This is a genomic window from Sphingopyxis sp. MWB1, from assembly GCF_000763945.1.
Classification (GTDB): Bacteria; Pseudomonadota; Alphaproteobacteria; order Sphingomonadales; family Sphingomonadaceae; genus Sphingopyxis.
Window position 1 is genome coordinate 1,514,617 of the sequence record NZ_JQFJ01000002.1, and the last position, 21,514, is coordinate 1,536,130.

19 protein-coding genes and 1 tRNA gene are annotated in these 21,514 nt (G+C 63.8%); 15 read left to right on the plus strand and 5 right to left on the minus strand.

Annotated features, from left to right (window positions below; all coding sequences use genetic code 11):
- Nucleotides 1-159: 159 nt before the first annotated feature.
- The 9 genes from JV18_RS0107755 (at nt 160) to mobA (ending at nt 11,364) form a co-directional block, all read left to right on the plus strand.
- The gene (locus JV18_RS0107755; protein WP_033075103.1) at nt 160-741 is read left to right on the plus strand and encodes an ANTAR domain-containing response regulator; all 582 of its coding nucleotides are present in this window, start codon (nt 160-162) and stop codon (nt 739-741) included.
- On the plus strand, nt 738-1,946 hold the full coding sequence (locus tag JV18_RS0107760) for an ABC transporter substrate-binding protein (RefSeq protein ID WP_033074059.1): 1,209 nt from the start codon (nt 738-740) through the stop codon (nt 1,944-1,946). Before JV18_RS0107755 ends, JV18_RS0107760 begins: the two co-directional genes overlap by 4 nt.
- Before the next feature lie 257 nt (nt 1,947-2,203).
- The gene (locus tag JV18_RS0107765; protein WP_033074060.1) at nt 2,204-3,436 is read left to right on the plus strand and encodes a nitrate/nitrite transporter; all 1,233 of its coding nucleotides are present in this window, start codon (nt 2,204-2,206) and stop codon (nt 3,434-3,436) included.
- 3 nt (nt 3,437-3,439) lie between these two features.
- On the plus strand, nt 3,440-4,642 hold the full coding sequence (locus JV18_RS0107770) for a hypothetical protein (RefSeq protein ID WP_033074061.1): 1,203 nt from the start codon (nt 3,440-3,442) through the stop codon (nt 4,640-4,642).
- Nucleotides 4,642-7,119 (plus strand): nitrite reductase large subunit NirB, encoded by a 2,478-nt coding sequence (gene nirB / locus JV18_RS0107775; RefSeq protein ID WP_033074062.1) that lies wholly within the window; start codon nt 4,642-4,644, stop codon nt 7,117-7,119. The genes JV18_RS0107770 and nirB overlap by 1 nt, the downstream gene beginning before the upstream one ends.
- Nucleotides 7,116-7,460, plus strand: coding sequence for a nitrite reductase small subunit NirD (gene nirD, locus JV18_RS0107780; protein WP_033074063.1), 345 nt, complete (start codon nt 7,116-7,118; stop codon nt 7,458-7,460). The genes nirB and nirD overlap by 4 nt, the downstream gene beginning before the upstream one ends.
- Nucleotides 7,460-10,057, plus strand: a complete 2,598-nt coding sequence (locus tag JV18_RS0107785) for a nitrate reductase (protein ID WP_033074064.1) — start codon at nt 7,460-7,462, stop codon at nt 10,055-10,057. The genes nirD and JV18_RS0107785 overlap by 1 nt, the downstream gene beginning before the upstream one ends.
- Nucleotides 10,047-10,826, plus strand: a complete 780-nt coding sequence (cobA, locus tag JV18_RS0107790; RefSeq protein WP_033074065.1) for a uroporphyrinogen-III C-methyltransferase — start codon at nt 10,047-10,049, stop codon at nt 10,824-10,826. The genes JV18_RS0107785 and cobA overlap by 11 nt, the downstream gene beginning before the upstream one ends.
- A 1-nt stretch (nt 10,827) precedes the next feature.
- Nucleotides 10,828-11,364, plus strand: a complete 537-nt coding sequence (gene mobA, locus JV18_RS0107795) for a molybdenum cofactor guanylyltransferase (protein ID WP_033074066.1) — start codon at nt 10,828-10,830, stop codon at nt 11,362-11,364.
- Nucleotides 11,365-11,407: 43 nt separating this feature from the next.
- Here mobA and JV18_RS0107800 read toward each other — a convergent pair.
- Nucleotides 11,408-11,481: transfer RNA gene (locus JV18_RS0107800), tRNA-Gln, on the minus strand.
- Nucleotides 11,482-11,641: 160 nt separating this feature from the next.
- On the opposite strand from JV18_RS0107800, the gene JV18_RS0107805 reads away from it, so the two are divergent.
- The gene (locus tag JV18_RS0107805; RefSeq protein WP_033074067.1) at nt 11,642-12,943 is read left to right on the plus strand and encodes an FAD-dependent oxidoreductase; all 1,302 of its coding nucleotides are present in this window, start codon (nt 11,642-11,644) and stop codon (nt 12,941-12,943) included.
- A 91-nt stretch (nt 12,944-13,034) separates the two neighbouring features.
- Here JV18_RS0107805 and JV18_RS0107810 read toward each other — a convergent pair whose 3' ends face one another.
- Nucleotides 13,035-14,294: a dipeptidase gene (locus JV18_RS0107810; protein WP_033074068.1), complete on the minus strand. Its 1,260-nt coding sequence runs from the start codon at nt 14,292-14,294 to the stop codon at nt 13,035-13,037.
- Between the two features lie 397 nt (nt 14,295-14,691).
- Here JV18_RS0107810 and JV18_RS0107815 point away from each other — a divergent pair, with 397 nt between their 5' ends.
- The 3 genes from JV18_RS0107815 to JV18_RS0107825 are packed head-to-tail and all read left to right on the plus strand — an operon-like array spanning nt 14,692 to nt 16,903.
- A complete protein-coding gene (locus JV18_RS0107815) occupies nt 14,692-15,435 on the plus strand; it encodes a restriction endonuclease (protein ID WP_160174183.1) in 744 nt (247 codons plus the stop codon).
- Complete coding sequence (locus JV18_RS0107820; protein WP_033074069.1) at nt 15,432-16,658, plus strand: M20 metallopeptidase family protein; 1,227 nt, start codon at nt 15,432-15,434, stop codon at nt 16,656-16,658. Before JV18_RS0107815 ends, JV18_RS0107820 begins: the two co-directional genes overlap by 4 nt.
- Entirely contained in the window at nt 16,655-16,903 is a 249-nt protein-coding gene (locus JV18_RS0107825) for a GlsB/YeaQ/YmgE family stress response membrane protein (RefSeq protein WP_033074070.1), read from the plus strand. Before JV18_RS0107820 ends, JV18_RS0107825 begins: the two co-directional genes overlap by 4 nt.
- A 29-nt stretch (nt 16,904-16,932) precedes the next feature.
- Here the strand turns inward: JV18_RS0107825 and JV18_RS0107830 are convergent, their stop codons facing one another.
- Both JV18_RS0107830 and nadB read right to left on the minus strand, forming a co-directional pair.
- A complete protein-coding gene (locus JV18_RS0107830) occupies nt 16,933-17,658 on the minus strand; it encodes an AAA family ATPase (protein ID WP_052071820.1) in 726 nt (241 codons plus the stop codon).
- Between the two features lie 60 nt (nt 17,659-17,718).
- Entirely contained in the window at nt 17,719-19,296 is a 1,578-nt protein-coding gene (gene nadB / locus JV18_RS0107835; RefSeq protein WP_033074072.1) for an L-aspartate oxidase, read from the minus strand.
- A 71-nt stretch (nt 19,297-19,367) separates the two neighbouring features.
- On the opposite strand from nadB, the gene JV18_RS0107840 reads away from it, so the two are divergent.
- Nucleotides 19,368-20,201 (plus strand): endonuclease/exonuclease/phosphatase family protein, encoded by an 834-nt coding sequence (locus tag JV18_RS0107840; protein WP_033074073.1) that lies wholly within the window; start codon nt 19,368-19,370, stop codon nt 20,199-20,201.
- 12 nt (nt 20,202-20,213) lie between these two features.
- Here JV18_RS0107840 and JV18_RS0107845 read toward each other — a convergent pair whose 3' ends face one another.
- Nucleotides 20,214-21,137 (minus strand): ABC transporter ATP-binding protein, encoded by a 924-nt coding sequence (locus tag JV18_RS0107845; RefSeq protein WP_033074074.1) that lies wholly within the window; start codon nt 21,135-21,137, stop codon nt 20,214-20,216.
- Nucleotides 21,138-21,250: 113 nt separating this feature from the next.
- Between JV18_RS0107845 and JV18_RS0107850 the strand changes: the two genes are divergently transcribed.
- Nucleotides 21,251-21,454: a zinc-finger domain-containing protein gene (locus tag JV18_RS0107850; RefSeq protein WP_033074075.1), complete on the plus strand. Its 204-nt coding sequence runs from the start codon at nt 21,251-21,253 to the stop codon at nt 21,452-21,454.
- Nucleotides 21,455-21,514: the final 60 nt, after the last annotated feature.

Sequence of the window (21,514 nt, forward strand, 5' to 3'; positions counted from 1 at the left end):
ATATCGTTATGGAAAGCCACCCGCCTCGCCATTCGGCTCAAGGATCATCCACGGCTCGGCCTGATCGAAAATTACGAATCGCCGCTACCAACCATCAAAAAAATGCGACAGACAGGAATGGACTGGAAGATTCATATCACCCGTCTTAAACAGCCGCGCATGCGGATCGCTATTATCGACACCAGTGCAACGCGCGCGGCGATCATCTGCGAAGGCTTGCGTGAGGCTGGAATCGACGATCTGATCTTGATCGATACGGCGGAACCTCTGCTACGGCAGATTGAAGAGTCGCGGCCCGAAGTCGTCCTGGTCAATCTGGAAAACCCCAGCCGCGACATGCTCGAAGATTTCTTCGCCATGTCGCGCGCGCTTGCCCGGCCCATTGCCATGTTCGTTGATCAAAGCGATGCCGAAACAACAAGCGCGGCCATCGACGCCGGGGTTTCAGCCTATGTCATCGACGGCCTTTCAAAACAGCGGATCAAGCCGGTCATCGACCTTGCCATCCGTCGTTTTCAGGCCTTTTCGCGGCTGCAGCGCGAATTGGAGGAAGCGAAAAGCGCCCTTGCCGACCGCGCCGCGATCGACCGAGCCAAAGCGATTGTAATGAAGCGCCGCCAGATCGACGAGCCAGCGGCCTATGCCCTGCTGCGCGGGCAGGCGATGCGAACCAACCGCCGGATCGCCGATATTGCCGAAGCGATCATCACGAGCGAAGAATTGATGGGGGACCAGCCGTGAGCCGCGAAACTTTCCGTATCGGCTTTCTCCCTCTCGTCGACGCCGCGCTGCCCATCCTCGCGCGCGAACTCGGCTATGCGGCGGACGAAAACGTCGACATCCAGCTTGTACGGGACATGACGTGGGCGACGGTGCGCGACCGGCTTCTCTATGGGCACACCGATGCTGCGCATTTGATTGCCCCCCTCGCCATCGCCACCGCATTGGGCCGCGACCGCCCGCCGGTCGATCTGGCCGTCCCCTTCGTTCTCGGCCTCAATGGCAATGCCGTCACTTTTTCGACCGCGCTAGCAAAGGAAGTCGGCCTGGAGACCACTTTGGGCGACCCGGCGGCGATCGGCGAAGCGCTACGCACGGTTGCCCTCGCGCGAAAAACGTCGAGGCTGCTCCGCTTCGGCGTCGTTCACCGCTATTCGAGCCATAATTATATGCTTCGCTATTGGCTCGCGGGCGTGGGGATCCGGCCCGACGAAGATGTCGAGATCATCGTCACCAGCCCGCCCTTCGCCGCCGACGCGCTCGCAGCGGGTGAGGTCGACGGAATTTGCGTGGGCGAACCGTGGAACTCGGTCGCTGTTGACCGCGGCGTCGGCCATATCGCGCTTGCCACGGCGCAAATCTGGCGGCGCGGGGTCGAAAAGGTGCTTGCCATGCGGACCGCGGTCGCCGACGAACGCCGCGATGCCGTACTCGCGCTGATCCGCGCACTCCATAAGGCAGCGGCGCATTTCGTCGATCCCGATGCTGCCGAAGACTGCGCCGCGATCCTCGCGCGAAGCGAATATCTCGACGCGCCGAAGGATGCGGTGCTGCGCGCGATCACCGACCATATTCGCATCGTCCCGGGCGGCGAACCCGTTCATTACCCCGATTTCATGTTCCAGTATCGCGAGGCGGCTAATTTCCCGTGGCGCAGCCAGGCGGCGTGGCTCTATTCGCAGATGACGCGGTGGGACGGGCTTTCCTATTCGCCGGGCGATGCCAAGGCGGCGGCGGGCGTGTTCCGGCCGGACCTCTATCGCGCCGCGCTTGCCGGGTCGGGCGCGCCGCTACCGGGCGCAAGTTCAAAGCTTGAAGGGGGGCTTGAAGGCCCCACGGGTGCGGGGTCGACACAGGGGCGCCTGATGCTCGGCAGCGACCGCTTTTTCGACGGACGCGCCTTTGATCCTGACGATATTGAAGGCTATCTTGCGGAATTACCGTGACTAAATGCCCGTCTGAAATTTATGCTGCACCTGCGAAATAACCGCTTGCGACAAATCCGCGAATCAGGCAGGTTAAGCCCACTCGGCAAGGCTGCCGGGGCAGGATAAGGCGGAAGGGGCTCCAGCGTCGGGGCCGGTCCGCAGGCGGACGGGGAGCCTTTTCCCCGATTTCCCACAGGCAATGAAGCCGTCAGGATGCGCCCGCGTGGCCGCCGTCCTGGCGGCTTTTTTATTGCCCGTCGCAAAGGGGACGGACGATGGCAGACACGGGTGACAGTGCAACGGGTGGAAAGTCGAGCTTTTGGTCGAGTGGGCATTTGCCGACGCTGATTGCCGCCTTTCTCTATTTTGATCTCGCCTTCATGGTGTGGGTTGTGCTCGGCCCGCTCGCGCCGCAGATTTCGGAAAGCCTGGGGCTGACCCCCGCGCAAAAGGGGCTGATGGTGGCGGTTCCCACATTGGCGGGCGCCTTGCTGCGGGTCGTCAACGGCTTGCTCGTCGACCGCATCGGGCCGAAACGGTCGGGCGCGATCAGCCAGGCGATTGTTATAGCGGGCCTGTTCACCGCCTGGGTCATGGGGGTCAACAGCTTTGAAGGCACGCTGGCACTGGGCGTCATCCTCGGCTTTGCCGGGGCGAGCTTTGCCATCGCTCTGCCGCTCGCGAGCCGCTGGTATCCGCCCGAACATCAGGGCAAGGCGATGGGCCTCGCCGGTATGGGCAATTCGGGGACCGTGCTCGCCGCGCTTTTCGCGCCGGGTCTTGCGAAGATTTTCGGCTGGAATGCGGTGCTTGGCCTTGCCTGCATCCCGCTTTCCATCGTCTTTCTCCTCTATCTCTTCATGGCGAAAGACGCGCCGAACGCGCCCGCGCCCAAGAAGCTGGTCGATTATTTCCAGCCGCTCAAAAGCGCCGACGCCTGGTGGTTGATGGCCTTTTACGCGGTGACATTCGGGGGCTTTGTCGGCCTTGCCGCGTCGCTGACGATCTATTTCACCGACGAGTTCGGACTGACGCCGGTGCTGGCGGGCTATTGCACCGCAGGCTGCGTCTTTGCCGGATCGCTGGTACGTCCCTTGGGCGGCGCGCTCGCCGACCGGATCGGCGGGGTGAAGGCGCTGATGATGGTCTTTGTCGTCGCCGCGCTCGCGCTCGCCGGGGTGCCGCAGGCGGGTAGCCTGCCCGCAGCGCTCGGCCTGTTCGTGATTGCGATGCTCGCGCTCGGCACCGGAAACGGGTCGGTGTTCCAGCTCGTCCCGCAGCGTTTTTCGGCGGAAATCGGTGTGATGACGGGCCTTGTCGGCATGGCCGGCGGCGTCGGCGGTTTCTACCTCGCTTCCTCGCTCGGCTTTGCCAAACAGTGGAGCGGCAGCTTCGCGCCGGGCTTCTACATTTTTGCGGGGCTCGCGGTCGCGGCGCTTGTCGCGCTGATATTCGTCAAGGGCCAGTGGCGCGCGACCTGGGGCGCCGCCGAAGGCGTGCGGATCTGATCCATGAACCGCACGCTCATCCTGCTGCTGGCGCTCGCGCCGGCCGGGGCGGCTCACGCCCAGACTATCGGCCTCACACCGCTCGGCGAAGCGCGGCTGCGCTATGAAAATGTCGATCAGGTCGGCATCGCCGCCGACGCCGACGCGCTGACCCTGCGCCTTCGCGCCGGGGTCGAGGCGAAGGCCGGGCGCTGGTCGGCGCTGGTCGAGGGCCAGGGGAATATCGCGGTCGTTGACGATTATTTCGATGGCCTGCACGGCCCGGCGACCGAGCCGCTGGTCGCCGATCCCCAGAATATCGCCCTCACCCGCGCGCAGCTTCGCTATGCTTCGCCTGGCTTTGCGGTCACCGCCGGGCGGCAAAGGCTGGGCTTTGACGATGAACGCTTCGTCGGCGGCGTCGGCTTTCGACAAAATGGCCAAAGCTATGACGCGCTGCGCGCCGAGATCATGCCGGTAAAGGGCGTGAAGGCCGATATCGCCTATGCGTGGAGCGTCCGCACCATCTGGGGCATCGACGGCGCGGGGGCCCGGCAGCAAGCGGTGTCGGGCGACAATGTCTTCGCCAATCTGAGCGCGCAGACGCCCGCCGGGAAGGTCACGGGCTTCGCCTACCTCGTCGATCAGGACGAGGCGGCGGTTCAGGGCTTTCGCCTGTCGAGCCAAAGCTACGGCGTCCGGCTCGACGGCAGCCAGCCCATCGGCAAGGCGAAGATCGCCTATCAATTCAGCCATGCGCGCCAGTCCGACTGGCAGCGCAACCCCAATGATTATTCCGCCGACTATTGGCTCGCCGACGTTGCGCTCGACCTTGGCGGACCGCGCCTGGGCGTCGGCTATGAAATACTCGGCGCCGATGACGGCGCAGCGCTGACCAGCTTCCAGACCCCGCTTGCGACCGGGTTCAAATTTCAGGGCTGGGCCGACAAATTCCTCGTCACCCCGCCCGACGGGGTGCGCGACCTCTATGCGACCGCAGGCTGGAGCTGGAAGGCGGTCGGGCCTTTGAAAGCGGTGACGCTGCAGGCCGCCTATCACGACTATCGCAGCGACCGCGCACACAGCGCCTATGGCGACGAGATCGACCTGCTCGCGAGCGCGAAGCTGGGCAAGCTGACGGGTTCGGCGCGCTACGCCCGCTACCGCGCCGATGGCTTCGCCACCGACACCGACAAATATTGGCTGCAACTGGACTGGACACTCTGATGGAACATCGCCCGATCAAGGCGGATAGCGACACGCGCGAGCATCTCGTCGTGATCGGCAACGGCATGGCCGGCTGCCGCGCGGTCGAGGAATTGCTGGCGCGCGACCCGGCGCGTTACCGCGTCAAGATCTTCGGCGCCGAGCCGCGCGTCAATTATAACCGCATCATGCTCTCCCCCGTGCTCGCGGGGGAGAAAAGCTTCGACGATATCGTGATCAACGACGCCGACTGGTATGCGAAGAACGGCATAGCGCTGATCGCGGGCGACCCGGTGGTCGCCATCGACCGCGCGGCCAAGACGGTGACGACGCGCGGCGGGGTCAGCGAAAGCTATGACAAGCTGCTCATCGCGACCGGCTCCGACCCGTTCATCATCCCCGTGCCGGGCAAGGATTTGCCCGGCGTCATCGCTTTTCGCGACATGGACGATGTCGCCGCGATGCTGGACGCCGCCGAAAAGGGCGGCAGCGCGGTGGTGATCGGCGGGGGCCTGCTGGGCCTCGAAGCCGCGCACGGCCTGTCCTTGCGCGGGATGAAGGTCACCGTGCTGCACCTGATGCCGACGCTGATGGAACGCCAGCTCGACGAGGCGGCGGGCTGGCTGCTCAAGCAGGCGCTTGAAGCACGCGGCCAGACGATCCTGACCGGCGCCGACACCGCCGAAATCGTTGGCGACGGCAGGGTTGAGGGCGTCATTCTGAAGGACGGAACGCTGATCCCCGCCGACCTTGTCGTCATGGCGGTCGGCATCCGCCCCTCGACTGCGCTCGCGCGCGAGGCGGGGCTCGCGGTCGGGCGCGGCATTCAGGTCGACGACCATATGGTGACGAGCGATCCCGATGTGCTCGCCGTCGGCGAATGCGTCGAGCATGACGGGCAGGTATACGGCCTCGTCGCGCCGCTGTGGGACATGTGCCGCAGCCTCGCCGACGGGCTCGTCGAAAAACCGACCGGCTATCGCGGTTCGGTGACCTCGACCAAGCTCAAGGTGTCGGGCATCGACGTCTTTTCGGCGGGCGATTTTTCGGGCGGCGACGGGTGCGAGGATATCGTCCTGCGCGACGCGAGCCGCGGCGTCTACAAGCGCGTCATCGTCAAGGACGACCGCATCGTCGGCGCGGTGCTCTATGGCGATACCGCCGACGGCAATTGGTATTTCGACCTTTTGAAGAAGCAGGAGGATGTGTCCGACCTGCGCGACGTGCTGATCTTTGGCCAGGCCTTCGCCTCCGGGGGTGGGCAGGCGGACCCTAAGGCGGCCGTTGCGGCGCTTTCCGACGATGCGGAAATATGCGGCTGCAACGGCGTCACCAAGGGCCAGGTCGTCTCGTGCATCGCCAAGGGCGCGCACAGCCTCGACGCCGTGCGCGGAACTTGCAAGGCATCGGCGAGCTGCGGAAGCTGCACCGGGCTTGTCGAAAATCTGCTCGCACTCACACTGGGCGACGATGTGCAATCGGGCCCCAAGACGATGTGCAAATGCACAAGCTTCGGCCACGACGATGTGCGCCGCGAAATCGTCGCGCAAGAGATGCGCTCAATCCCCGAGGTGATGCAGAAGCTGCACTGGGCGACTCCCGACGGCTGTTCCTCGTGCCGCCCTGCGCTCAACTATTACCTCCTGTGCGCGCTGCCCGGCGACTATGTCGACGACCAGCAAAGCCGCTTCGTCAACGAGCGGCTCCACGCCAATATCCAGAAGGACGGCACCTATTCGGTGGTCCCGCGCATGTGGGGCGGGCTTACCAACCCCACCGAGCTGCGCGCGATTGCCGATGTAGTCGAGAAATACAATGCGCCGATGGTCAAGGTGACCGGCGGCCAGCGGCTCGACATTTTCGGGATCAGGAAGGAGGATCTGCCCGCGGTGTGGGCCGACCTCAATGCCGCGGGCATGGTGTCGGGCCACGCCTATGGCAAGGCGCTGCGCACGGTAAAGACCTGTGTCGGGTCCGAATGGTGCCGCTTTGGCACGCAGGATTCGACCGGGCTCGGCGTCAAGCTCGAGCGGATGAGCTGGGGCAGCTGGATGCCGCACAAGTTCAAGATCGCCGTATCGGGCTGCCCGCGCAACTGCGCCGAAGCGACGATCAAGGATTTCGGCGTCGTGTGTGTCGACAGCGGTTATGAACTGCACGTCGGCGGCAATGGCGGCATTCACGTCCGCGCGACCGACCTGCTGTGCAAGGTCGCGACCGAGCAGGAGGCGATGGATTACTGCGCCGCCTTCATCCAGCTTTACCGCGAGGAAGCGCGCTATCTGGAACGCACCGCGCCGTGGATCGAGCGCGTCGGGCTCGACCATATCAAGGCGCGCATCGTCGACGACGAGGCGGGCCGCGAGGCGCTCCGCGCGCGCTTCCTTTATTCGCAAAGCTTCAGCCAGGACGATCCCTGGGCACAGCGCGCCGAGGGCGCCGAGGCCGAACATCATGCGCCGATGGCGCGCTTTACCCCGCAAAAGGAAATCGCATGACCAGCACCGCCGAATGGCTCGACATCGGCTGGGTCGACCAGATCCCCGTGCGCGGCAGCCGCACCGTGCAGGTCGAGGGCGGCGATGATATCGCAGTCTTTCGCACCGCCGAGGGCAAGGTGTTCGCCCTCCTCGACCGCTGCCCGCACAAGCATGGCCGCTTGTCGCAGGGCATTGTCCACGGCGGCGCGGTCGCCTGCCCCTTGCACAATTGGCGGATCAGCCTGTCGACGGGCGAAGCGCTGGGCGATGACAAGGGCTGTACGCCGACCGTGCCGGTCAAGATCGACGGCGGGCGCGTGCTGATTTGCCGCGCGAGCACCTTGAAGGCCGCCGCCTGATGCCCGATGCGGTCCGCACCACCTGCGCCTATTGCGGCGTCGGCTGCGGCATCCGCGCGACGGTGACGGGCGAGCGGCGCGTCGACATCGCGGGCGACCCCGATCATCCCGCGAACCACGGCCGCCTCTGTTCCAAAGGCACGCATCTCGGCGAGACGGTCGGCCTCGAAGGCCGCCTGCTCCATCCGATGATCGGCAAGAAGCGCGCGAGCTGGGACAAGGCGCTCGACCTCGTTGCGAAAAAATTTCGCGACACGATCGCGCGTCACGGCCCGAACAGCGTCGCCTTTTACGTGTCGGGGCAGTTGCTGACGGAGGATTATTATGTCGCCAACAAGCTGATGAAGGGCTTCATCGGTTCGGCGAACATCGACACCAATTCGCGGCTGTGCATGTCGAGCGCGGTCGCCGCGCACACGCGCGCGTTCGGCGAGGATATCGTCCCCGCCACCTATGACGACCTCGACGCCGCCGACCTGATCGTCCTTGTCGGCAGCAACACCGCCTGGTGTCATCCGATCGTCTATCAGCGCATCCGCGCCCGCTGCGACGCGGGGGCGAAGCTTGTCGTCATCGACCCGCGCCGCACCGAGACCGCCGACGAGGCCGACCTGCATCTGGCGATCCGCCCCGGCAGCGACGTCGCGCTGATGAACGGGCTGCTCCGGCATTGCCGCGAGGCGGGCGCAGTCGACGAGGCCTATCTGGCGGCGCATGTCGCGGTGCCGGAGGATTTCTGGGATCAGCTTGGAGAGGGGAATGACCTGTGGTCGGTCGCACGCACCTGCGACGTGCCCGCCGCCGACCTCAGGCATTTCTATGACCTGTTCGCCGCGACGCCGCGCACCGTTACCCTGTTCAGCCAGGGAGTGAACCAGTCGACGAGCGGCACCGATCAAGGCAATGCGATCCTCAACCTGCACCTTGCGACGGGGCGCATCGGCAAGCCCGGTGCCGCGCCCTTCTCAATCACCGGCCAGCCCAATGCGATGGGCGGACGCGAGGTTGGCGGGCTCGCCTCGACGCTTGCCGCGCATATGGACTTCGCGCCCAAAAACCGCGCGCGCGTCGAACGCTTCTGGGCGGCACCTGCCGTCGCGGAAAAGCCGGGGTTGAAGGCGGTCGACCTGTTTCGCAGCATCGGCGAGGGGCGCGTCAAGGCGCTGTGGGTGATGGCGACCAATCCCGCCGTATCGATGCCCGATGCGGGCCGCGTGCGCGAGGCGCTCGCCGCCTGCCCCTTCGTCGTCGTCAGCGACGTGATGGAGGAAACCGATACCGGTTCTTTCGCCCACGTCCGGCTGCCCGCCGCCGCTTGGGGCGAAAAGGACGGCACGGTAACGAACAGCGACCGCACGGTGAGCCGCCAGCGCGCACTCTTTCCCTTGCCCGGCGAGGCGATGCCCGACTGGTGGATCGTCAAGGAGGTCGCGCGGCGGATGGGGTGGAAAAACGCCTTTGCCTATGATCGGCCCGCCGACATCTGGCGCGAACATTGCCGCCTTTCGACCTATGAGAATGAGGGCGCACGTTTTTTCGCTCTTCCCGGCGCGGCGCAGGGCGGCAACGCTGCCTATGACGCGATGACACCCTTTCGCTGGGGCGGCGAACGGATGTTTGCCGACGGGCGCTATCCGACCGAGGACGGGCGCGCGCGGTTGGTGCCCGTTGCGCAGAAGCCGCTACCCGAACCGCTGGAAAAATGGCCGCTCACGCTCAACACCGGGCGCTACCGCGACCAATGGCACAGTATGACGCGCACCGGCCTTGCCCCCAAGCTCGCGCGCCACCGCGAGGAGCCGCTGGTCGAGGTGCATCCGGGCGATGCTGAGCGGCTCGGTCTTACAGACGGCGGTCTGGCGCGCGTTTCGACGCCGCAGGGCGACAGCATCTTTCGCGTCGCGCTCCACGATGGACAGCGCCCCGGCGAACTCTTCGTGCCGATCCACTGGACCGACCGCACGTCGAGCGGCGGGCGCACCGGCCTCCTCCCCCGCCCGCTCGTCGATCCGATATCGGGCCAGCCGGGGTTCAAGCGCACTCCGGCCGCAATCGAGCCGGTCGCGGTGCGCTGGCGCGGTTTCATCCTCTCGACGGGCGAGCTCGCCGAACGCCCCCCGTGCCTGTGGGCAACGCGTGTCGCCGTGCCGTCGGGGGTGATGTGGGAGGTCGCTGGCAACGACGATCCCAAACGGATCGAGGCGCTTCTTCCCCCCGGACAGCGCGTCGAAGCGGTCGATGCGGGACGCGGGACGCGCCGCGTTGCAGTGATCGCCAAGGACCGGCTCGCCGCCGCGCTGTTCCTGACCGAAAGCGGCGAACTGCCGCCGCGTGACTGGCTGATCGCGCAGCTTTCGGCGCCCCAGGTCGCGCCGACTTTGCTCGCAGGCCGCGCGCCGGGCGTGCAGGCCGACCGCGGGCCGATTATCTGCGTCTGCTTCGACGTCGGGCTGAAAAGCATCGTCGCGGCGATCCGCGATCAAGGCCTTGCCGATGTCGCGGCGATCGGCGGAGCAATCGGCGCGGGCACCAACTGCGGATCGTGCCGCCCCGCGCTCGCGCGCATCCTGACCGAGGAGACGAGCAATGCAGCCTGATGAATTCGCCCCCGGCACCGTCTGGCTCGTCGGCGCAGGTCCGGGCGATCCCGACCTGCTGACGATGAAGGCGGTGCGGCTGATCGAGGCCGCCGATATCGTCTTTTACGACGCGCTGGTCGGCCCCGCCATCCTTGACCTCATCCCCGCATCCACGCGCCGGGTGAATGTGGGCAAAAGATCGGGTCGCCATTCGAAGGATCAGAAAAGCATCGACGCGCTGCTGGTCGAGGCCGCTGCGGCGGGATGCCGCGTCTTGCGGCTGAAAGGCGGAGACCCATCGCTTTTCGGACGCTCGGCAGAGGAGATGGCCGCGCTGAACAAGGCCGGACACCCCGTTTTCATCTGCCCCGGCATCACCGCCGCCAGCGCCGCCGCAGCCTCGGCAGGTGTCTCGCTCAGCTTGCGCGGCGCCGCGCGCGAGGTGCGCTTCATCACCGCGCACAGCCGGCGCGGCGCGGCGCTCGACCTTGACTGGGACGATCTCGCGCGCAGCGGAACGACGCTCGCCTTTTACATGGGCCGCGCGGCTGCGCCGCTTATCGCGAGCAAGCTGATCGCCGCTGGATTGGCGGGCGCAACACCGGTCCTGATCGCTTGCAACATCAGCCTGCCCGGCGAGACGATGCTGGCGACCCGGCTCGACCTCCTCGGCCTTGCGGTCAAGTCGGTGGCCGCCGACGCGCCCACTCTTATTCTGGTCGGCGAAGCTGTGCGGCAGGGGGCCAGCGCCGCCGCCGCGCGGTTCGGCGTTGCGGCGCGCGGCTGAGATGCACAGCGCCTCCATCCTCGGCGCGCTGCTGGCGGGCGGGCAATCGCGGCGCTTTGGCCGCGACAAGGCGCAGGCGCTGCTGAACGGCCAATATCTGATCGACCATATCATCCATGGCCTTTCCAAAGAGGTGGACGATCTGGTCATTTGTGGCCGGTCGTGGCGGACCATATACACCATCAACGACCGCATCGGGCCGCAGCAGGGACCGCTGGCGGGGCTGGAAGCCGCGCTTTACCACGCCCGGCAGCGCGGCTATTCGCACCTTGCCACCGCACCGGTCGATGTCATGCCTTTTCCGGCAGGCATAATTCGCCATCTGGTCGGGCCGCAGCCAGCCGTACTGGCGGATCAATTTTTGATCGCTGTATGGCCGACCTCACTCGCCGACAGGCTGAGGCGCCATATGGATGCAGGCGAGCGATCCTTTCACTCCTGGATCACCCATTGCGGCGCCCGGCGCCTGACCTATCCCGGCCAGCGGATCAATATCAACCGCCCCGATGATTGGCAGCATCTGATGCAAATCGCCTGACCGGTCCGAAAACCATGTTCGACATTTTTTCGCTGGGTAAAGCTGGATGCCCCGCGAGGATTCGAACCTCGATAGACGGAATCAGAATCCGTAGTCTTACCATTAGACGACGGGGCAATGCGGGGGGCGCAATATGATTGCGGCGCTGGCCTGTCAAGACCAAGGGGTCGCGCCGCCGCCTCAGATGATCGCTTGCCCTTGCGCCATTCGGCGTTAGCATTGCTCCTCAAGCACAAGGCGCCGCGCATGGACGCGAGCGACGGGCAAGGAGAGACGGATGCGTCATGTGGCGATCGTGGGGTCGGGTCCGGCAGGCTATTATACCGCAGAGGCGCTGCAAAAGGTTCCGGATGTCGCGGTTGATGTTATCGACCGCCTGCCCGTTCCCTACGGCCTGATCCGCACCGGGGTCGCCCCCGATCACCAGTCGATCAAGGCGGTGTCGCGCCGTTATGAAGGGGTGGCGCTGACCGATAATGTCCGTTTTGTCGGCCATGTGTCGATAGGAACCGACGTCAGCATCGAGGAGCTTACCCGGCTGTATGATGCGGTGGTGCTCGCCACCGGTGCGCCGCATGATCGCGCGCTGGGGATCGAGGGCGCCGATCGCCCGGGGGTGATCGGCAGCGCCGCCTTTGTCGGATGGTATAATGGCCATCCCGATTTTGCCGATCTCGCCCCGCCGCTGGATGCGCCGGGGGTGGTAGTGATCGGCAATGGCAATGTCGCGCTTGATGTCGCGCGCATCCTTGCCAAGACGCCTGAGGAATTTGCCGGAAGCGATATCGTCGCCCATGCCCGCGAGGCGCTGGCGCAAAGCGGTGTGCGCCACATCCATATATTGGGACGGCGCGGTCCGCACCAGATTGCGATGACCCCCAAGGAACTGGGCGAGCTGGGCCATCTGGAGCGCGCCAGCCCGCGCGTCGACCCCGCCGACCTGCCCCCCGAAAGCGATGATGCGATGCTGGAGCCGGGGATGCGCAAATCGGTCACCCATTTACGCGGCTTTGCCGCCAATCCTGTCGCCAAGCCGCTGACCATTGATTTCGATTTCTTCGCCATGCCGGTGGCGATCGAGGGCGATGGCAAGGACGGCGCGGTGACACGGGTCATTGTCGAGAAAACCACGCTCGACGCCGATCTACGCAGCCGGGGGACGGGCGAGACCTATGCGATTGATGCGGGGCTGGTGATCAGCTGCATCGGCTATCAAACCCCGCCCATCGCCGGGGTCCCCTATGAACATGGCCGCGGGCGCTTTGCCAATGACGAGGGGCGGATATTGCCCGGCCTTTACTGCGTCGGCTGGGCGCGGCGCGGGCCGACCGGAACCATCGGCACCAACAAGCCCGATGGCGTGCGCATCGCCGAGTTGATTTTGGAGGATATACCCCACAGCCGCGGGCGCGTCGGGCGCGCCGGACTCGACCGTTTGCTCGCCAGCCGGGGGATCGCCCCCGTCACTTTCCGGGACTGGCGCCGGATCGAAGCCGCAGAGGCACGCGCCGCCATCAATGGCGCCCCGCGCGAGAAATTTGTCCGTATCGAGGAAATGCTGGCGGCCATCGGCCGGTGAGCGGCGCGGCCTTCCGCTTGCGTGGAAGGGGGAGCGGGCCGGTGCCGCCCTGTTTCCGTTCTAGGGAAACAGGCCTTGGATAGAACGCCGCTTATAAAACCGCAGGGCTTTCCAGCGGCGGCTGCCCCTTTTGGCTCGCGGCATAGGCTTCGACCGCTTTCAGCACGCGGATCATGTTACGGCTGGAGATTTTCTCCATTTCGGCCTGACTATAGCCGCGCCGCGCCAGTTCGGTGAACAGCGCGGGATAGCCCGACACATCTTCCATGCCGACCGGCGCCGAACCCATGCCGTCATAATCGCCGCCCAGCCCGATATGATCGACGCCGATGGTCTTTTTCAGATGGTCGATATGATCGGCCACCTTGGCGACATGGGTGGAGGGCGTGGGGTTTGCCTGATCCCAGGCCTTCAGCGCCGCCGCTGCGCCTTCGGGATTGCCGAGATATTGCGCGTCGATCCGCGCCTTTTCCGCCGTGCGTTTCAGCCCATGTTCGCGAACCTCTGGATCGAGGAAGGCGGGCAGGAACACCACCATGACAATGCCCCCATTGGCCTTGACCGCGGGCAGCACGCTGTCGGGCACATTGCGCGGATGATCGTTAACCGCGCGCACGCCCGAATGGCTGAACATCACCGGTGCGCGCGATACCGCCAGCGCATCCTTCATCGTCGCTTCGCTGACATGGCTCAAATCGACGATCATGCCGATGCGGTTCATTTCGCGCACCACCTGTTCGCCAAAGGGGGTCAGCCCGTCATGCTGGGGCGCATCAGTCGCGCTGTCGGCCCAGGGCACATTCTTGCCATGGGTCAGCGTCATGTAACGCACGCCCATGCCATGCATTTCGCGCAGCACCGCGAGCGAGGAGCCGATCGAATGCCCCCCCTCGATCCCCAGCATTCCGGCGATCTTGCCCGCCTTCATCTGCCGTTCGAGTTCGGCGGCGTTTTCGGCCAGCGCAAGATCCTGCGGGTAGCGGGCGACCAGCCGCTTCATCACGTCAATCTGTTCGATCGTCTGCTGAACCGCCACTTGTTCATTGCTGTTCGAGGGGACATAGACCGACCAGAATTGCGCCCCCACATGACCCTTGCGAAGCCGCTGAAGATCGGTGTGCATCGCAATTTCATCGGCGGTCGCGGTGCCGGTGGTGTCGTGAAAATCGAACTTGTTGATCATATTGTCCATGCGCCCGCGCAGCGCCCAGGGCACATCATTATGCCCGTCAAACACCGGCGCGCGGCTGAGCGCAGCCTCGGCGGCCTTTTCAGGCGACGTCTGGGCAGCCGCAGGAGCGGACAAAAGGGCGAAAGCGGCAAGGCCGGCGAGCAAGGTCGATCTGGTCATGGCGCGCGACCCTAAAGGCTTGATCGCGGGGCGCAAGTGCGCGTTGATCTGGATAATCGGCAGGTCGTGCCAAATTTTTCACACAAAGACACAAAGGCACGAAGACGACCATATTCGCTTACCCCTTTGCGCCGCGCCTGACCTCGCATCTCGCTTGTTGGTCGGAGACGGTGAACGTCCATTTGTTGACGGACGCCACAGATTGTAGAAACGTTGCGCAATGAGTGTAGCTCCAGAAATACCGCTAGATATACGAGAATTGCTGCATGACTGCATTCTGAGAATTTTCTGGCCGAAGCTAAAGATAGTCGAGTTTCTCAGGAGCGCGGGATGCCCAGAACGGCATATCCAAGGCTTCGACTTAGCGCAGACCGCCACGACTCGTCACCATATCGTTATGGAAACCTTTTCTCGACTGTCCGCACAACCAGATCGCGGCTTCATCGTTTTTCAAACGATGATTGACCGGCTCTCGAACTGGTCTCATTTTGATCCCTATTGGTTCGACGATAAGCAGAAGCTCGACCGCCAAGAGGCTGAAGCGTCCATCGCCAAGCTGAAGGGTGCGATCAAGACGCGTAACGCAGAAACAGAGAGGCGACGCGACAGTTCTAAAACTGCGCAATCGCGTCGCGCCAAGCAAAGCGACCTCTCCGCCCTCACCTCCGCATTCCAAAAAATGTTTGGGTCAGGAATGACCCCTCAAGCGCGCGGGAAGCTTTTCGAATTGTTTCTGAAAGAATTATTCACTCGGCAATCGATCAGAATGGGCGACCCCTTTAACATCAAAGGCGAGCAGATAGACGGAACCTTCAAATTTGAAGGGGAAAACTACATCGTCGAAGCAAAATGGCAGGATCCATCCACGAGTACCGGCGACCTCTACAAATTTGCATACAAGGTGGACGGCAAGATGCATGGCAGAGGTGTGTTTATATCCGTCAATGGGTTTTCGAACGACTCCTTGGAAGCCGTGGTCCACGGGAAACATATTCAGACGATTTTGATCGATGGTGAAGACATTTCGAACGTTCTCGATGGACGTATTTCGCTAGAAAAAATGCTAGATTTTAAAGTTCGCGCTGCGCAAACGCGCGGCGAGATCTATGTTTGCGCAATTAGACAGGCAGCTAAAATATGACGTCGCTTGAACATCTTTCAGCTTGGCCCGCCGAGGCGGAGGCTCTTCTTGGTGATCTGGTCGATCTGCGGCGCGCGATCCACCGCGAGCCCGAACTCGGCCTGCAAAATCCCAAGACGCTCGCGAAGATCAAGGAGGCGCTCGCGGGGCTGCCGCTCGAATATCGCGAGGGGCCATCGACGACCGGGCTGGTCGCGATCCTGCGCGGGGGAATGGCCGCAGAGGGGACCAATGGGCGCACCGTGCTGCTGCGCGGCGATATGGATGCGCTGCCTTTGCTTGAGGATACCGGGCTCGACTTTGCGTCTGAAACGACGGGCGCCATGCATGCCTGCGGCCATGACACGCATGTCGCGATGCTCGTCGGCGCGGCAAAGCTGCTGTGCGCTGCGCGCGACCGGCTCGCGGGGACGGTGATGTTCATGTTCCAGCCGGGCGAAGAAGGCCATCATGGCGCGCGTTTCATGCTGGAGGACGGGCTGATCGACCCGCTGCCCGACGCGGCCTTTGCGCTGCATATCATGCCCAATGCGCCGCATGGCATTTTTGCGGGGCGCGCGGGGCCGCTGCTCGCCTCGTCCGACGTGCTGTCGATCAGCGTCAAGGGCGCGGGCGGCCATGCCTCCATGCCGCAGGATGCGATCGATCCCATTCCGGTCGCCTGCGAAATCGTCTCGGCCATTCAGACGATGGTGACGCGCAAAATCTCGGTCTTTGATCCCGCCGTCATCACCATCGCTAAGATCGTCGCCGGGACGACCAACAATATCATCCCCGAAACAGCAGAGATGCAGGGGACGATCCGTACCCTGTCGCCCGAACGCCGCGCCATGGTCGCGCGCGAGCTTGGGCGCCTCGTCCCCGCCATTGCGGAAGCGCATGGCTGCTCAGCTCAAGTGACCATCGAAGAGGGCTTCCCCGTCACCGTCTGCGACACGCGGGCGGTTCAGTTCGGCCAGGGAGTGGTCGAGGATGTTTTCGGCGAGCAGGCCTGGCTGACGATGGACAATCCGGTGATGGGCGCCGAAGATTTCGCCTATGTGCTGGAAAAAGTGCCCGGCGCGATGTTCTGGCTAGGCGCCAGCGAAGAAGGCAGCGACTGGCGCAGCTGCTGCGGTCTCCATTCGAACCGCATGGTCCTCGACGAAAAGGTCATGGCCCGCGGCGCGGCGCTGCACGCCGCGCTGGCGGAGCGCTTTTTGAAGGAAGGATTTGAAGCATGATCAACATCATCGGCGCCATCATCTCGGGCCTGATCATTGGAGCGCTTGCCCGCTTTTTCTATCCGGGCGCCGTCCACATGGGCCTGTTCGCGACGATCTTTCTCGGCATCTGCGGCTCGCTGCTCGCGGGGATGGTGACGACGCGCGGCGTGCGCGGCGAATTTCACCGCGCAGGCTGTCTGGCGTCGGTGATCGGCGCGATAGTGCTGATTTTGGTTGGGCGGTTGCTGGGGGTTGGCGGCTGACGCCTGTGCGCACCCTTCCTGCACCGCCCCTATTCGATCATCGCCTCGACCATGATGTGGGGATAGGAAATAAATTCGCGATACAGGCGGTAATGCGCCGTTTCCTCCAGCGTTGTTGGCGCGATCATATGGGGGGTGATCTGCCACAGGTCGGCATCGGGCAGCGCCATCAGGATTGGCGAATGGGTCGCCATGATGACCTGGCTGTTGTTCGTGCGCTGAATGCGGCGCAGCAATTTTAGATATTCAAACTGCCGCGATGGCGACAGCGCCGATTCGGGTTCGTCGAAAATATAAATGCCCTGCCGATCCGCGCGCTCCTCAAAAAAGCCGAGGAAGCCTTCGCCATGCGACCATGACAGATAGTCGGGCGGGGCAAAGCCCGCATCAACCGCCGACTGATCGACATAGCGGGCAAGGGTGAAAAAGGTTTCGGCGCGAAAGAAGAAGCCATAGCCAATCTTTGGCAACCAGGCGGCGCGCAGTGCATCCGCCAATATGCCGCCGTCGGTCCCCGAAACATTCGACCGGTCGACGGCGCGATGGCCATAGCCGCCGCCGCCTTCGCTGAACCCCGCCAGCACCGCGATCGCTTCGAGCAGGGTCGATTTTCCCGACCCATTTTCGCCGACCAATATCGTGACCGGCTTGTCGAACCGAAGATCAAATTCCGAGTCGCCAAACAGCGGGATGTTAAACGGATAGGTTTCGCGGTCGATTGCGGATTTGCCACTGTCAACGGCGGTTTCGGGCATCCAGAGTCGCCGCAAATAAGGCGGCGGCAACTTGGTCCGCGACCCGTTCCGCGCCACCGATCAGGGCACCAGCACGGTATCGACCGCTTCCGCCGCCATGTCGGGATAATCGAGCGTATAGTGTAGCCCCCGGCTTTCCTTGCGGTGCAGCGCGCTTTTGACGATCAGTTCGGCGCATTGGAGGAGGTTGCGTAGCTCGATCAAATCGGTTGTCACGCGGAAGTGGCCATAATAATCCTCCACCTCATGCGTCATCATCTGGATGCGGTGCTGCGCGCGTTCCAGCCGCTTGGTGGTGCGGACGATACCGACATAATTCCACATGAAGCGGCGGATTTCGGTCCAATTCTGCTTGATCACCACTTCCTCGTCGGAGTCGGTGACGCGGCTTTCGTCCCAGGGGCGCACCGGCGGCGGAGTGTCGAGATCGTCCCAGCGGGCGATGATATCGCGCGCCGCCGCTTCGCCGAACACGAAACATTCGAGCAGGCTGTTCGACGCCAGCCGGTTCGCGCCATGCAGCCCGCTTTCGGTGACTTCGCCCGCGGCATAGAGGCCCGGCAGGTCGGTGCGTCCGGCGAGGTCGATCAGCACCCCGCCGCAGGTATAATGCTGCGCGGGCACCACCGGGATCGGCTGTTTCGTCATGTCGATGCCCAGCCCCATCAGCTTTTCATAGATGTTGGGGAAATGGCCCGCGACGAAATCGGGGTCCTTGTCGCTGATGTCGAGATGGACATAATCAAGGCCAAAGCGCTTGATCTGGTCGTCATTGGCGCGCGCGACGATATCGCGCGGCGCCAGCTCTGCCCGTTCGTCATAATCGGGCATATAGCGATGCCCGGTTTCGGGATGACGCAAAATGCCGCCTTCGCCGCGTACCGCCTCGGTAATCAGGAAATTTTTGACTTCCAGATTATAAAGACAGGTCGGGTGGAACTGCATCATTTCCATATTGGAAACGCGCGCGCCCGCGCGCCACGCCATGGCGATGCCATCGCCGGTTGCTCCTCTGGGAGCGGTAGAAAATTGATAGACGCGGCCCGCGCCGCCGCTCGCGAGGATCGTCGCGCGGGCGACATGGGCATGGACCTTGCCGCTCGCCTGATCGAGCGCATAGACGCCCCACACACGCCCTGATCCTGAATAGCGTTCCTCATGCCGTCCGGTGATCAGATCGATGCACGCTTGCCCTGGAAGCAGGGTGATATTCGGGTGCGCCTCTGCGGTTTTCAGCAGCGCGGCCTGCACCGCCCAGCCGGTCGCATCATCGACATGGACGATGCGGCGGTGCGAATGGCCGCCCTCGCGCGTCAGATGCAGCGCGCCTTCGTCCATGTTGAAGGGCACGCCCATCTCGACGAGCCGCTCGATCGCCTGGGGCGCATTTTCGATGACAAATTCGACCGTCTCACGCCGGTTAAGCCCTGCGCCTGCGACCATTGTGTCGTTGATATGATTGTCGAACGTGTCGCCTGCGTCGAGCACGGCGGCAATCCCGCCCTGTGCCCAGGCGGTCGATCCTCCGGTCAGTTCGCCCTTGGCCAGCACCAGCACGCGGCAATGATCGGCGAGCGCGATGGCCGCGGTAAGACCAGCGGCGCCGGAGCCGATGATGATGATATCGCTCTCGTTCATCGTCCCTCTCTTGCATAGAGCGGCGCGACAGGACAGGGGGATTCATGCGTCCCGAAGCAAGGAAATAAACCATGTCGCCCCAATCCGAATTTGAACGGCGTGGCCTGCTGGGCGGGCTCATCACCCTCTCTCTCGCCGCCTGCACGGGACAATTGGCGCCCCGGGCCACCGCCCCGCGCGAAGGCTTGACGCTCGCAACCTTCAATATCTGGCACGATGCCGGCGGGCAGTGGCCCGCGCGGCTGGATCTGATCGTCACCGCGCTGCGCGCCGCCGATCCCGACGTCATCGCCTTGCAGGAAGTTTTGCAGGACGCCAGCAAGGGCCTGCCCAATCAGGCCGAAACCATCGCGGAGCGGCTGGGCTATCCGCATGTCTTTTTCGTGGGAGCCGAACCCGAAACCGCGTCCAAACGCTATGGCAACGCCATTATCAGCCGCTTGCCGGTGGTGGATGTGGCGCGGCGCAAGCTGGAACCGCTTGACGATTATCGTACCGCCATCCGCGTTCGCGTGCAGAAAGAGGGCAAGCCGATCGACGTCGTCGCCACGCATCTGGCCTGGCAGCCGGAGGCGGCGGCGGTGCGCGCGGCGCAGATCGCCGACCTTCTCCACTGGATTCCGGACGACGGGGTTCCGGCGCTTCTTCTCGGCGACTTCAACGCGCCGCTCGATGATCGCGGGCTTGACGCCCTGAGCCCGCGCTTCGTCTCCGCGCTGCCTCCCAAAGCGGTCGCCACGACACTCAACCCGGCGCATGGCCATGAAGCGCGGGTCATTGATCATATTTTCGTCGAATCGACCGCCTTTGGCATCCGCAAAGCCCATATCATCGGCGACAGGCCGGTGAACGGCCTCTACCCCTCGGATCATTTCGGCGTGGTGGCGCAGATCAGCCTGCGCTGACCCCACAAAAACCTATCCCGCAGCCGCCCGCGTCAGGTTCAAAAACACATCTTCGAGATCCGCCTCGCGCGTCGACACATCGACAATGCCGTGGCCCATGGCATTGACCGCGGCGAGCACCTCGCCCGCATTCACCCGGTCCTTGTTATAATGGATCGCCAGCGCGCGCTCACCGTCGCGCTCCACCTTGTCAAAGGCGGGATGTGAGGGAAGCTCGGCGACATCGGCGTCGAGGGTCACAACGACCACCTTCTCGCGCGCCATATCGACGAGTTCGCGCGTCGGCTTGTTCGCGATCAGCCTGCCATGATTGATGATGGCGATGCGGTCGCAAAGTTCTTCGGCCTCTTCGAGATAGTGCGTCGTCAGCACCACGGTCACGCCGCGATCGTTGAGGCTTTGCACATAGTCCCAAAGCTGCTGGCGAAGTTCGATATCGACCCCGGCGGTCGGCTCATCAAGGACGATGATCGGCGGCGAATGTACCATCGCCTTGGCAACCAGCAGACGGCGCTTCATCCCGCCCGAAAGCGTCCGCGCATAGGCGTCGCGCTTGTCGCTCAAATGCACAGCGGCGAGCAGTTCGTCCGAAATCCGCTGCCCCTTGGGCACGCCATAAAGGCCCGCCTGATTCTCCAGCGTTTCAAAGGGCGTGAAAAAAGGGTCGAAGACTATTTCCTGCGGCACAATGCCAATCGAATATTTGGCGTTGCGCGGATTGGCGTCGATGTCGAAGCCCCAGATGCTGGCATGGCCGCTCGTCTTGTTCACCAGACCGGCGAGAATATTGATCAGCGTCGACTTTCCCGCGCCATTGGGGCCGAGCAGCCCGAAAATCTGGCCGCGGGGGACGTCGAAACTCACATTGTCGAGCGCTTGCTTGCCGCCAGCATAGATTTTGGAGACGGCGTCGATGCGGATGGCGGCTTCAGTCATCGCGCTTCCATAGCCGCCCGCCCCCCCAGGGGAAAGGGGGACGAACGCATAGTTTGCCTGCAATGCGCAGAGCCGATTGCCGAGGCGCGAGACGCTTGCTATGGGCGCCCCTTATGAACCAGCCTGCGCCCGCCCCCGAAACGATCCGCACGTCAAAGCTCCGCGTTGCCTGCGATGGCACCGGCGATGGGCTTGTCAATGCCGCGCTCGGCCATCCGCGCGTGTGGCTGGAAATCGACCCCGATGACGGCTTTGTCGATTGCGGCTATTGCGACCGCCGCTTCATCGCAATCGGCGGCGTCGCCGACAAAGGCTGAGCGGCCCGCTCGCGCCCCCTCATCCTAAAGAATTGGCGAAACGCTCTGCCGCGCCTATAT

Bases quoted from the DNA above. Each gene is read 5' to 3' on its own strand.
- JV18_RS0107755 (WP_033075103.1), top strand. From the start codon at position 160: ATGCGGATCGCTATTATCGACACCAGTGCAACGCGCGCGGCGATCATC.
- JV18_RS0107765 (WP_033074060.1), top strand. From the start codon at position 2,204: ATGGCAGACACGGGTGACAGTGCAACGGGTGGAAAGTCGAGCTTTTGG.
- JV18_RS0107770 (WP_033074061.1), top strand. From the start codon at position 3,440: ATGAACCGCACGCTCATCCTGCTGCTGGCGCTCGCGCCGGCCGGGGCG.
- nirB (WP_033074062.1), top strand. From the start codon at position 4,642: ATGGAACATCGCCCGATCAAGGCGGATAGCGACACGCGCGAGCATCTC.
- nirD (WP_033074063.1), top strand. From the start codon at position 7,116: ATGACCAGCACCGCCGAATGGCTCGACATCGGCTGGGTCGACCAGATC.
- JV18_RS0107785 (WP_033074064.1), top strand. From the start codon at position 7,460: ATGCCCGATGCGGTCCGCACCACCTGCGCCTATTGCGGCGTCGGCTGC.
- cobA (WP_033074065.1), top strand. From the start codon at position 10,047: ATGCAGCCTGATGAATTCGCCCCCGGCACCGTCTGGCTCGTCGGCGCA.
- mobA (WP_033074066.1), top strand. From the start codon at position 10,828: ATGCACAGCGCCTCCATCCTCGGCGCGCTGCTGGCGGGCGGGCAATCG.
- JV18_RS0107805 (WP_033074067.1), top strand. From the start codon at position 11,642: ATGCGTCATGTGGCGATCGTGGGGTCGGGTCCGGCAGGCTATTATACC.
- JV18_RS0107810 (WP_033074068.1), bottom strand. From the start codon at position 14,294: ATGACCAGATCGACCTTGCTCGCCGGCCTTGCCGCTTTCGCCCTTTTG.
- JV18_RS0107815 (WP_160174183.1), top strand. From the start codon at position 14,692: ATGGAAACCTTTTCTCGACTGTCCGCACAACCAGATCGCGGCTTCATC.
- JV18_RS0107820 (WP_033074069.1), top strand. From the start codon at position 15,432: ATGACGTCGCTTGAACATCTTTCAGCTTGGCCCGCCGAGGCGGAGGCT.
- JV18_RS0107825 (WP_033074070.1), top strand. From the start codon at position 16,655: ATGATCAACATCATCGGCGCCATCATCTCGGGCCTGATCATTGGAGCG.
- JV18_RS0107830 (WP_052071820.1), bottom strand. From the start codon at position 17,658: ATGCCCGAAACCGCCGTTGACAGTGGCAAATCCGCAATCGACCGCGAA.
- nadB (WP_033074072.1), bottom strand. From the start codon at position 19,296: ATGAACGAGAGCGATATCATCATCATCGGCTCCGGCGCCGCTGGTCTT.
- JV18_RS0107840 (WP_033074073.1), top strand. From the start codon at position 19,368: ATGTCGCCCCAATCCGAATTTGAACGGCGTGGCCTGCTGGGCGGGCTC.
- JV18_RS0107845 (WP_033074074.1), bottom strand. From the start codon at position 21,137: ATGACTGAAGCCGCCATCCGCATCGACGCCGTCTCCAAAATCTATGCT.
- JV18_RS0107850 (WP_033074075.1), top strand. From the start codon at position 21,251: ATGAACCAGCCTGCGCCCGCCCCCGAAACGATCCGCACGTCAAAGCTC.